We start from the raw sequence: 12,687 nt of genomic DNA, 5'->3' as shown, positions 1-12,687 counted from the left end.
ACCATGTGAAAAAGGCTTTGAAATTACTGAAGTGAGAACACTTATACCAAATGGCGATAAAGCTAATTTCCGAGATGGTCAGCTGTGCAGTTCTGATTCTTAAAGAGTAGCGGATTTGTTTGAGAAACTTCCAATAAGTTGATTCAAATTTAAGAAAGAAATCATCGATTACACAGAATAATTCGGTACTATTGAACATTAGGACTAGAGCTTTAGGTTTGGTAACTCAACTGATGGCTCTAGTTCTTTTATTTTTCAAGTCAATTTTTTATCCACGATTCGGGTTAATTAATAAATAATATTATTAAAACTCATCATTGAATAGGAATTCCCTTTGGATGATCTAATATAGAATTATCTATTACAGAAATAAGTTTATCATCTTTTGAAAATATGAGTATCAATGATAGCTCATCCATAACTAACTTATTTTTTCTGTTTGGTTGACGATAAAAAATATAGTTCATTATCAAGTGATTACTCGAATTCACAAGACTTTTATTCGGTGATATGAAATATTCATCAGGTTGATAACCTATTTTTTTAACAACTGTAGAGCTAGTGTCACCAAATCTTAAAGTTGATATTTTTTCTACAACCCTATTCATTTTCACCCTATCAATAGGAATTACAGATTTATCATCATACAAACTTTTTGATAATGGATATGAAGTAATAATTGACTTTTGTTTATAATCTGAACTATAACAAAAAGAACTTAATAGCCATAAAATAAAATTTCTATAAAAATTAACATTTAAACTCGCCCCCTATATTTAGCTTAAAATCCAATATTAATATAGGTGAAAAATAAAATAATCTATCAACTCATTATTCTAGCAATTTTATTTTTATCTATATAAAAACAAGAGATAGCAGAAAATGGGCCTAATGTCATTGAACCATCTATTGACACAGTATATATAGTATCAACATTTAAATTGTGTGCTTTTCTATTTTCTGAAAAACCTTTTGGTAGAAATCCATATTTAAATTCATCTATCTTTTGTCCATCACTTGTTATGCTCCATACATTTTCCACCAAGCCAAAATTATTTCTTTTCCCAGTAGTTACATCAATCTGATATATTTTAAATGAACTTAAAAAACTTACATTCCTTGGAATAACTTTAAAAAATACTCCTTGGTTTAGATTCCCATTAACATTTATTTCACCAACATAGCTACATGAGCTCATTAAAATAGCAGCTACAAAAAATAAGAAAATTCTAATATCTTTCATTTTCTGTTCATCTCCCTAGAATAATATTTGGAATTTTCTCATAATAAATTCCTCTAACTGCATCTCCTTGCTGCTCTAGATTATATGCTCCAAATGTTTTTTCTGGTATATATGAAAATTTATTCTGCTCAAGTGTCTCAATAGACTGAATAATTTTTCAATTTTCCCATATCTAGATAAATATAAAAGCAAAGAGCCACCTACACCTCTTTGCTTTTTTAACACTTTTAAAAATTAGTTTTTCTCAGTTTGTAACTCATTCCACTGAGCTTCATACTCTTTCGACTTCTTTAAATTCTTAGCTAAGCCAAAACCGCCATTTTCATATAGACGAGCCAAATCCAACAATGCTTCATTTTCCCCCTGTTCTACCGCAAGTGAATAATATTCGGCTGCTTTTTTATAGTTTTTCTCAACACCTTTACCTTCTTCATAAACATAAGCAATATTTGAAGAACCTAAACCATTTTCCGCTTTAGAAGCTAAAGTAAAAAGACGTAAAGCTTCTTTGTAATCTTGCTTTAAACCTGCTTTGCCTTCCAAATAGAAAATACCAAGATTGTTAATTGCTGAAGATTCATCTTGCTTTACAGCTAACTGATAGTAATGTAATGCTTTTTTAAGGTCCTGAGCGACTTCATCATTCCCATCATTATATAAATGACCTAATTCAGCTTGAGCAAGATCTAATCCTGCATCCGCAGATTTGGTCATCCATTCCAGGCCCTTTTTAGTATTAATACTAACGCCGTCATCACCATAGAGGTATAAATAACCCAAGTAATACTGTGCGTATAGTTGTCCTTTTTGGGCTGCCTGTGTATACCATTTTAAGGCGGTAGGATTGTCTTCTTCTACCCCTTCTCCGTAGTCATACATATATCCAACAGAAAATAGTGCATCAGCGTTACCTTTTGCAGCCGCTTTTTTAAACCACTCTAATGCTTTACCAAAATCTTGATCAACGTCATTTCCATAATAATAAGCATCACCAAGATTATTTTGGGCAACTGCATCGCCACTTTTAGCTTGTTGCACAAGTTCTGGGCTAAAAGACGCATCTTCAGCATGAACTACAGTAAAGATGCTACTGCTCAATAATATTGAAAATACGATATTCTTTAATTTCATTCTTTAACCTATTTTGGTACATTTTTATGCAAATACATTCTAGCGACTAAACCACTTATGTAAACACAAATTTATATTTCATTAAAAATCAAATGTTAATTTTTATTATTCTATAAAAACAATAGAGTAAATAGACGGTTTGCCAAAATATTAAGCATGTCAATTTCTGTTTGCATGCTAAACTATGCGTTAGTTTTGAAAAGGATAATCTTCCTATGCAGTTTGTTCATCTCGGTATACACACAGAATTTTCGATTACAGAATCGATTGTTCGCATACCAGATTTGGTCAAAGCTGCTGTTAAAGATGAAATGCCTGCACTTGCGCTCACCGATTTATCTAACTTACACGCAGCTATCAAATTTTATGAGTCCTGCCTAAGTAAGGGAATCAAACCTCTTTTAGGTAGTGTTATTCGACTTAATGATGCCGAACATCGAGCAACACTATTAGCCATGGGTAATAAAGGTTGGAGAAATCTAACTGAGATAGTTTCACGTGGTTTTATTGAAGGGCAACAGCTCAGTATCCCATGTATACAAAAAGAATGGTTACTTGAACAATCAGAAGATCTGATTGTCTTGCTTGGACAGCATAGTGATGTTGGAAAGATGCTTTGTTCGTCCAATCCACAAAAAGCAGAACCATTACTAGAAGCATGGATTGAAAAGTTTGACAATCGTGTTTATTTAGCTTTAGTACGTACTGAACGTGTGGGCGAAGAAGATTTTATCCAACAAGCAATAAAACTTGCCGCAAAATATCAAATTGGTGTTGTTGCCCATAACGATGTTCACTTTGTTGAGCAAAGTGACTTTGAAGCACATGAAGCGCGCGTATGTATCGCTGATGGTTATGTCTTAGGGGATAATAAACGCCCGAAAAATTACAGTTCTGAGCAATATTTAAAAACGACTCAACAAATGTCTGAACTATTTTCAGATATTCCAAGCGCGATTGAAAATACTTATCAAATTGCAAAACGTTGTAATGTGGTATTGCAACTAGGTACTTATTTTTTACCCGACTTCCCGATTCCTGATGGTCATACCATTGATACTTATTTTGAACATTTATCTCGTGAAGGCTTAGAAGAACGTCTCAATCATCTTTATCCAATTGTTAAACGTGATGAGGATTGGGCTGAAATTCGTAAACCTTATGATGATCGTATTAAATACGAAGTCGATATTATTTTAAAAATGGGTTTCCCTGGTTACTTCCTGATTGTCATGGACTTTATTCAATGGGCAAAAAATAATGGCGTCCCTGTAGGGCCAGGACGTGGTTCTGGTGCGGGGTCATTGGTCGCTTATAGCTTAATGATTACCGATCTTGACCCACTGCGTTATGATCTGCTGTTTGAACGTTTCTTAAACCCAGAACGTGTTTCAATGCCCGATTTCGATATTGATTTTTGTATCGCAGGTCGTGATCGAGTCATTGAATATGTCGCTCAAAACTATGGACGTGAAGCAGTTTCACAAATTGCAACCTTTGGTACGATGGCTGCGAAAGGTGCAATTCGAGACGTTGCGCGTGTCTTAGGTAAATCTTACGGTTTGGCTGACCGAATTTCTAAAATGATTCCAACTAAGCCACTGGGTGTTGATTTAGCAACTGCGATTGACATGGAACCACAGCTCAAAGATATCGTGACCAATCCATCAAATCCAGATAATGATGATGCTGCTGAAATTTGGGAAATGGCACTTAAGCTTGAAGGTATCACACGGAATACGGGGAAACATGCAGGTGGTGTGGTCATTGCACCCGGCAAAATTACCGATTATTCAGCGGTACTTTGTGAAGCAGATGGAACTAGCCGTGTCGCGCAATACGATAAAGACGATGTTGAAGCAGCAGGTCTAGTCAAATTTGACTTCTTGGGTTTGCGTAACCTCACAGTAATTGAAGATGCCGTTCAAAATATTAATAAAAGAATTAAATCTGAGATTCCACTCGAAATTGCCAATGTTCCGTTGGATGACAAAGATGCCTATTTAGTCTTTGCTGATGCGAATACAACTGCGGTATTCCAGTTTGAATCCGTCGGCATGAAAAAAATGCTTAAGGAAGCACGACCAAGTAAATTCGAAGAAATTATTGCTTTCGTTTCTTTATACCGCCCTGGCCCAATGGATCTGATCCCCGACTTTATCCATCGTATGCATGGTGGTGAGTTCGAATATCTACATCCATTACTTGAAGGTGTCTTAGAACCCACCTACGGAATTATGGTTTACCAAGAACAGGTGATGCAGGCAGCACAGTTCTGCGCAGGTTATACACTTGGCGGTGCGGACTTACTCCGTCGTGCCATGGGTAAAAAGAAACCTGAAGAAATGGTCAAACAACGCCAAATCTTTATTGAAGGCGCAGCAGAAAAAGAGATTGATGAAGCGACAGCCAACCATATCTTTGACTATATGGAAAAGTTTGCAGGCTATGGTTTTAACAAATCACATGCCGCAGCCTATGCTCTTGTTGCCTATCACACAGCATGGTTAAAGGCACATTATCCATCTGAGTTTATGGCGGCCGTTTTATCTTCGGAAATGCAAAATACCGACAGTATCGTGTTCTTAATTGATGACTGTCGCAATAATAAATTGGAAGTGCTTCCGCCTTCCGTGAATATGTCCTTGTATCATTTCCACGCCAGTGATGAACAAACCATTGTTTATGGTTTAGGTGCAATCAAAGGTGTCGGCGAACAAGCGATGCAGTCAGTGATCGACTCACGGATTAAAGAAGGTCCATATAAAGACTTATTTGATTTCTGCCATCGTATTGATCTGAAAAAAATCAATAAACGTACCCTAGAAGCCTTGATTCGTGCAGGTGCGTTGGATTGTCTTGGTATTGAACGTTCGAGTTTAATGGCACAATTGCCAGAAGCCGTACAAGCAGCCGACCAAGCAAGAAGTAACCGTGAAACAGGGATTATGGATTTGTTTGGTGAGGTTGAAGAAGTTCAACGTAAACCTGCAAAACCCGTTAAAGCATGGTCAGATGAAGTTCGACTCAAAGGTGAAAAAGATACACTTGGCCTGTACCTCACAGGTCATCCAATAGATGTCTATCGCCCAGAATTAAAGTCATTTATTCCAGCAAAATTAAATGAACTCACCCCGACACGTCGTGGTGTAACGACCGTTTTTGCAGGTTTAGTGGTTGATATTGCAAACTTCCCAAATCGCATTATGATCACCCTTGATGATGGGACAGCTCGTGTTGAAATTAGTTGTAATCACGAACGCTTCCAACGTTATAAAGACATCGTTCGCTTAGAACAAGTCATCGTGATTGAAGGCGAAATTTATGAGCGTGAGGGTTTTGATCGCCCAATGGCTCGTTTGAGTAAAGCTTTTAGCCTCAATGAAATACGACAAAAACGAGCACAAAGCATTCAAATTCGGTTAGCTAAAGATTTAATGAGCAAATCTTTAGCCAAGGATTTACAAACAATGCTTTTACCTTATTGTAATGTTGATATGTGTCAACATATTGGTTTGCAAATCCAACTTGAACAAAGTTTTGCAACCGCAGAATTACATCTGGGTGCACAATGGAAAGTCGTGCCATTAGATGAGCTGCTCAGCAAGTTACGTGATTACTTTGGTAAAGAGTCTATCTTCATCGAATACCAAGTGAAATCCAAAGCTGCCAAAGTAGCTGAAGCACCTAAAATAGCGGTTGTCGCTCCTCCTCCTGAAAATATGTCAATGGATGAAGCCTTAGACCTTTATCAAGCTGAAGTTTCTCAATATTCTTAATTTTGGATGATATATGAACTTGTTTGACTCAAATAGCATGTCCAAACATTTGGATCATGTTCGTATTGTGATGGTCAATACCACACTCCCAGCCAATATTGGTAGTGCGTTACGTGCAATGAAAACGATGGGTTTATCAAAACTTGTATTAGTTGCACCGAAAATCTACCCTCACCCAGATATTGATGCTCTGGCTGCTGGCGCGCAAGACTTAATTGAAAAAATTGAAATCGTTGAGACTCTAGAACAAGCCATTCAAGATTGTCATTTGGTTTTTGGAACCAGTGCGCGTAGTCGTACTATTCCATGGCCATTATTGGATGTACGTCCTGCTGCGAAGGAAGCTTTACAAGGTGCGAGCCAACAGCAGAATATTGCAATTGTATTTGGCCGTGAAGATCGTGGTCTGACCAATGAAGAACTGGCTTTAGCCAATTATCATTTAACCATTCCTGTTAATCCTGAATATGGCGTTTTAAATGTTGCCCAAGCCATTCAAGTAGTTTGTTACGAATTGAGAATGGCAGCACTTGAACAAAATTCACAAGTTACAGCTGTACCAGATGATCACATGCAACTCAAACAACAGCAAAGCATGGAATGGGATGAACCTTTGGTAACTCAACAGCAAATGGAAGAGTTTTACCCTCATCTTGAAAAAATGCTCACTGAAATTGAGTTTCTAGACCCCAATAATCCCCGTTTACTGCCATTACGCTTGCGTCGTTTATTCGGAAGGATACAATTAGATCGTATGGAGTATCATTTATTACGTGGGATTTTTAGTCGCGCACAAGCTTTAGCCAAAGGCTCTTGGAAAAAAACGAATACGGAGGATCATTCCAATGATTAAACAGCTTAAAGAAGATATTGAGGCTGTATTTGCACGTGATCCTGCGGCTCGCAATACGCTCGAAGTCCTCACCACTTATCCAGGTATTCATGCATTGATCATGCATCGCATGGCGCATGAACTATGGAAGAAAGAATATAAAGGCTCAGCACGCCTACTCTCTTCATTTAGTCGATTTGCTACAGGAATCGAAATCCATCCTGGCGCAAAAATTGGTAAACGGTTTTTTATTGATCATGGCATGGGTGTCGTGATTGGTGAAACAGCTGAGATTGGTGATGATGTCACGTTATATCATGGTGTGACATTAGGCGGCACCACGTGGAACAAAGGTAAACGCCACCCGACACTCGAAGATGGTGTAGTCGTTGGTGCTGGAGCTAAAATCCTAGGACCATTTACTGTGCATAAAGGTGCAAAAGTAGGTTCTAATGCGGTTGTCACCAAAGAAGTTCCTGAAGGTGTAACGGCTGTGGGTAACCCTGCACGTTATATTTTCAAAAATAAAAACCAAATTGAACCAGATGAAGTACGTCGTCGTGATTATGCTGAAAGTATTGGTTTCGAACCTTATGCAACCACGCAGGATCAATCAGACCCTATTTTAGAAGGCATCCGTGTTCTACTAGATCGTATGCAGAAAAATGAAAAGCGTATGAATATACTTTGCCAACGGCTGTCTGAATTAGATCCAACTTTTAAACCTCAAAACTCAAAAAATCAACCATTGAGTAAAGAAGAACTTAAAATTATTGAAGAAGTTAGACGCGAGTGTGAAGCTCAGAACAAAACTTCGACAACATAATACAATTTATAAAAAATGTAACAAGCTTCTCATTGCAAGTTGGTTTTGCTTTTCCTAGACTGGTACAACCAACGATCTACTTCTCATTTAACTAAAATTAATGGATGTAAAGCATGAATTTTAAGCCTTTGGCACTACTTGTCCTTTCGACTTCTTTTTTAACGGCCTGTGGTATTTCACCTGCAAAAAAAGAAAAAGTCGCTGAACCTTTTGTGTTTAAAGAACCAGATCCGACTCCTCCATTTTATGCTTTAAATCCAGCTAAATATGATGCTCCACCAAGCTTTGAAATTGCAATTAAAGATGCATCTACTCAACCTGTAACAAAAATGGTGGTTTCACTCCAAAGTGATCCATCTAAATCAACTACACTTGATGTGAATAAACTGATTGTTCCAACAATTGATCAGAATCAACGCAACATGAAATACGCGGTACTTGCTGGTGAGAATGAAATTGATGTCACTGAAGTTGACGATTTCCTTCAACTCGTTGAAGGCAAAGCTCGCCATTACCCACCACGTTTTCCAGAACGCCAAGAGCGCAAAGGTTATGAAGTTAAACTCAAAGAACTAACCCAAAAACTTGATGCTCTAGCCGAAAAACCAAATGCCTCACTTGATATACTCACTCGTGCATTTAAAGCCAGTGTGATGGCACGTAATCTTGATCTAGGCACAGCCTACACCTCCAAGTCACTCAATTATGCGCAGCGAATTTTGGCAATCAGTCCAAATGATCCTGAAACCAACTTTTGGTTTGGTTTCGGTTTATCTGAAGGTGGTGGTCAACGTGAAGCCATTCCTTATTTAGATAAAGCCATGAAAGGTGGTATCCAAGAAGCTTACCTTTCTGCAACCAATAACTATCTCTGGTTAGAGCAAAAGAAAAATGCAATTCAGACCTTAAAGAATTATAAAATTAATTATCCAGACGAAGCAGAAGTAGCTGATCAACTCATCAAAGAAGTTGAATCTGGAAAACGCTGGAATGTTTGGCAAGTTCTAAATTAAAGATTTGTGGTTTTGTAAAAATAGACTGTTCAGAACAGTCTATTTTTTTAAGTTGATTGAAAAAACATCTTTTTTTCGTATTATAGCTAGAATCTTCCAGCTAAATTTGCTCCTTGATAATGCAAGCATCTAATTCAAACAAATATCTATTTGCCTTCACGCTGTTATCAACAATTGCTTTAAATGGTTGTCAGGTCGTTAGCCTTAAACAACAAGCAGTTGATGTCACCATAGCCAATGAACGTAACAGCATACTAACTCAGAAAAAGTTAAGTGAAGCGAGCCTGAATGTCTTATCGATGTCAGGTAAAGAAGCAAAAATTTGTATGCAATCCCCGAATGAATGCATTGCAGATTTACATAAAATTCCTCAGATTCAAGACGAACAATTATTGTCGGCAGCCAGTGAATTATATCTCGCTAAAGCCATGTCACTTTCAGACTCATCAGAATGTAAAATAAGTAAACTGTCTAAACACAAACCTGCTGATGAACAAAAGTTAATTCAGCAAAATTATGAAAGTTGTTTAGATCAGAAGCTTGAAGCTTTGGATAAAAGTATTCGTTATAGTTATGCATATTTATTCAAAACATCACGTCAGCCACAAGAACGACTTTTTGATAACCGCCAAGTACAAATTCGAGATTTCTACAATCAGGCACTTACTCAATTGGTGAATGGTCATAGTTTAAGGAATCCATCGACCAATCTTACCCCAACGATTAAAATTGGAAAAAGTACTTATACAATTGATATTCAAGCATATCAACGCCTACAAAACATGAAGCTTGAAAAATTTATTTCCAGTTACAACATGAATTTTTCTGGATTAAGAGCGATTAACCGCCGTGATGGTTTCGGTTCTGATTTTGTCGCAGTTTTTCCATCGACCGACTCATCATCACCAGAAAATAAATATATTCTTAATCCTTTAACCCATGATTACCCTAAAGGGATAAATCCTAATATCCATAAAGCACGCTATTTAGCAGCCACAATTATTGCTCAACCTAAAAAATCGAATGCAACGATAGAAGATGTTTTAACAAATCCGAATTTTGAAATTAAGGTTTATGATCCTTATAGCGTTGAGAAAGTAGAAATTGCCGGTAAACCATATTCATTAGCAGCAAATTTTTCCGCACCCTATGGCTTATGGCTAGCAGAAAACAATTTAGGTGCGGCTGCATATTTGACCTTAATTGACCGCGATCAGCATTTGGCAATGCCTCATCTCTATATGCTGGAACCCTATAACCCGAATAAGAAAATCATTGTATTAGTACATGGTCTGGCAAGTAGCCCTGAAGCATGGATTGCAGTAACTAACGACATTATGGGTGATGCAATATTAAGAGAACATTATCAAGTTTGGCAAATTTTTTACTCAACCAATATGCCAATTTTGGAAAGCCGTTTTCAAATTTATGCGTTATTAAAACAAGCATTTGGTTCGCTTAATCCTAAAGATGCGGCGGCTCAAGATGCAGTTTTAATTGGGCATAGTATGGGTGGAATTATTAGTCGGCTTTTAGTGAGTGATGCAGATATTTCTAAACAAGCTTTAGAATTGATGAATAATCGCCAACAAACACGTCTAAGAAAACACCCTGTCATTGGTGAAAGACTCAAAATGAAGCCAATTGAAAATTTTGATCGAGCTATTTTTCTCGCAGCACCACACCGAGGAACAGATTATGCAGACCGTTGGTTTACTCTAGCAGCAAGAAAAATTATTAAACTTCCTGCAACTTTCTTAACGACCCTTGCAGATACACTGACCAGTGATGATGTTGATTTAAAAGATTTTGTCAAAACACTGACCAATGATGTCATTCAAAATGGACCAAGCGATCTCAGTAAAAAGTCAAAATTTATGGAACTGACAGCCAGTATCCCACCCGAAAAGGGCTTAGTTTTCCATTCTATTATGGGCAATATTACTAAAAGTGATGATCCGAATGTGATTACAGACGGCATCGTTCCATATAAGAGCGCGCATTTGGATGGGGCTGTGTCTGAAAAAATCTTTCGCGGTGGTCACTCTATTCAAGAAACACCAGAAGCAGTCTTGGAATTACGTCGTATCTTACGTCAACACTTAGTCGATCATGGTTTATATAAACCGAAGAACTAAAGACAATAAAAAAGCCCCAAATCATTGGGGCTTTTTTAGATTAAATCATTTACACGCCAGAACGGATCATATAATCAAAAGCAGACAGTGATGCTTTCGCGCCTTCACCTGTCGCAATGATGATTTGCTTGTACGGCACGGTGGTACAGTCACCTGCGGCAAATACACCTTTGACATTGGTTTCGTTACGATCATTAATCACAATCTCACCACGATTGCTGAGTTCAACGGCACTGTTTTTCAAGAAATCGGTGTTCGGTAATAAACCGATTTGTACAAAGATTCCGGCAAGTTCTACCGTATGTTCAACATCAGTGGCACGATCTTTATATTTCAACGCCGTTACTTGAGCACCATCACCCACCACTTCTGTACTGAGTGCATTCAAAATCACAGTGGTATTTGGCAAGCTATTTAACTTGTCTTGCAACACTTGATCTGCACGAAGCTTGGTATCAAACTCAACTAACGTCACATGCTCTACAATTCCTGCAAGGTCAATTGCTGCTTCTACACCTGAGTTACCCCCACCAATCACCGCAACACGCTTGCCTTTGAAGAGTGGGCCATCACAGTGTGGGCAGTACGCTACACCACGGGTACGGTATTCAGCTTCACCCGGTACATTCATTTCTCTCCAACGTGCACCTGTTGAAAGAATAATGGTTTTCGATTCAAGCTTAGCCCCATTTTCCAATTCAACTTCAACCAGACCATTGGCAGTTTGATCTGCACCTGTGATTTTACTCACGCGTTGCAAGTTCATAATGTCCACGCCATATTCACGTACATGCGCTTCCATATCTTGAGCAAACTTTGGACCTACGGTTTTTTGAACTGTGGTGAAGTTCTCAATGTCCATGGTATCCATGACCTGACCACCAAAGCGTTCAGCAACGATACCTGTTTTGATGCCTTTACGTGCTGCGTAGATCGCCGCTGTACCACCTGCAGGGCCACCACCGATCACCAATACATCAAAAGCATCTTTGGCATTGAGTGCTGTGGCATCTTTCTCAGCTGAGTTGGTATCTAACTTAGCAACAATTTCTTCCAAAGTCATACGACCTTGTCCAATATGTTCGTTGTCTTGGAACAGCATTGGCACAGCCAAGATTTTACGTTCTTCAACTTCATCTTGGAAGAAACCGCCATCAATCATGGTTGCAGTTGCATTTGGATTGTAGATGGCAATCAAGTTTAAGGCTTGAACCACATCTGGACAGTTATGGCAGCTCAATGAGACAAACACGTCAAAATTTGAGTTCAAGTTTAAGCCTTTGATTTGATTTAACACATCATCAGACACTTTAGGCGCATAACCTGACACTTGTAATAAAGCCAAGATCAAAGAAGTGAACTCATGTCCCATCGGTAAACCAGCAAAGAACACACGTGGTTGTTCGCCTGCTTTGGCTACACCGAAACTAGGACGGCGAGTATTTGAACCATCAAAACGTGCCGTGACTTGATCAGAAAGTTCTGCAATTTCAGTCACAAGTTCTTTGATCTTTGCGGCTTTGTCCGAGTCATCTAAAGCAGCGACCAACTCGATTGGACTTTCTAAACGTTCTAAATAAGCTTTTAATTGCGTTTTAATATTTTGATCTAACATGTATTTCTCCAAATTCTAAGCAGTTTAAATCAGCTAAATTCATTCAATGAAGCTATAGTACGCAAAATATATAAATAGGTAAAACAGTATGTTTTTATGAAAATAATCGG

General features: G+C 38.0%; 9 protein-coding genes and 1 pseudogene. 5 read left to right on the top strand and 5 right to left on the bottom strand.

What is annotated here, in order from left to right; all coding sequences use genetic code 11:
• The 4 genes and pseudogenes from C502_RS19045 to C502_RS0117495 all read right to left on the bottom strand — a co-directional run.
• A pseudogene (locus C502_RS19045) lies at positions 1–199 on the bottom strand (IS982 family transposase); the annotation flags it as partial.
• Positions 200–314: 115 nt separating this feature from the next.
• Positions 315–608 (bottom strand): hypothetical protein, encoded by a 294-nt coding sequence (locus C502_RS0117505; protein WP_018680064.1) that lies wholly within the window; start codon positions 606–608, stop codon positions 315–317.
• Positions 609–823: 215 nt separating this feature from the next.
• The gene (locus tag C502_RS0117500; protein ID WP_018680063.1) at positions 824–1,243 is read right to left on the bottom strand and encodes a hypothetical protein; all 420 of its coding nucleotides are present in this window, start codon (positions 1,241–1,243) and stop codon (positions 824–826) included.
• Between the two features lie 234 nt (positions 1,244–1,477).
• Positions 1,478–2,374, bottom strand: coding sequence for a tetratricopeptide repeat protein (locus tag C502_RS0117495; RefSeq protein ID WP_018680062.1), 897 nt, complete (start codon positions 2,372–2,374; stop codon positions 1,478–1,480).
• 215 nt (positions 2,375–2,589) lie between these two features.
• Between C502_RS0117495 and dnaE the strand changes: the two genes are divergently transcribed.
• The 5 genes from dnaE (at position 2,590) to C502_RS0117470 (ending at position 10,962) form a co-directional block, all read left to right on the top strand.
• Positions 2,590–6,153: a DNA polymerase III subunit alpha gene (dnaE, locus tag C502_RS0117490; protein ID WP_018680061.1), complete on the top strand. Its 3,564-nt coding sequence runs from the start codon at positions 2,590–2,592 to the stop codon at positions 6,151–6,153.
• Between the two features lie 13 nt (positions 6,154–6,166).
• On the top strand, positions 6,167–7,006 hold the full coding sequence (locus tag C502_RS0117485) for an RNA methyltransferase (protein WP_018680060.1): 840 nt from the start codon (positions 6,167–6,169) through the stop codon (positions 7,004–7,006).
• The gene (gene cysE / locus C502_RS0117480) at positions 6,999–7,811 is read left to right on the top strand and encodes a serine O-acetyltransferase (RefSeq protein ID WP_018680059.1); all 813 of its coding nucleotides are present in this window, start codon (positions 6,999–7,001) and stop codon (positions 7,809–7,811) included. The genes C502_RS0117485 and cysE overlap by 8 nt, the downstream gene beginning before the upstream one ends.
• Positions 7,812–7,924: 113 nt before the next feature.
• The gene (locus C502_RS0117475) at positions 7,925–8,824 is read left to right on the top strand and encodes an ABUW_2363 family tetratricopeptide repeat lipoprotein (RefSeq protein WP_018680058.1); all 900 of its coding nucleotides are present in this window, start codon (positions 7,925–7,927) and stop codon (positions 8,822–8,824) included.
• A gap of 119 nt (positions 8,825–8,943) precedes the next feature.
• Positions 8,944–10,962 (top strand): esterase/lipase family protein, encoded by a 2,019-nt coding sequence (locus C502_RS0117470; protein ID WP_018680057.1) that lies wholly within the window; start codon positions 8,944–8,946, stop codon positions 10,960–10,962.
• Positions 10,963–11,011: 49 nt separating this feature from the next.
• On the opposite strand, the gene ahpF is transcribed toward C502_RS0117470, so the two are convergent.
• Entirely contained in the window at positions 11,012–12,577 is a 1,566-nt protein-coding gene (gene ahpF, locus C502_RS0117465) for an alkyl hydroperoxide reductase subunit F (RefSeq protein WP_018678895.1), read from the bottom strand.
• Positions 12,578–12,687 lie beyond the last annotated feature (110 nt).

Source organism: Acinetobacter tjernbergiae DSM 14971 = CIP 107465 (assembly GCF_000374425.1).
In the GTDB taxonomy this organism is placed as follows: Bacteria; Pseudomonadota; Gammaproteobacteria; order Pseudomonadales; family Moraxellaceae; genus Acinetobacter; species Acinetobacter tjernbergiae.
This window is presented reverse-complemented; position numbering and strand designations above follow the sequence as displayed.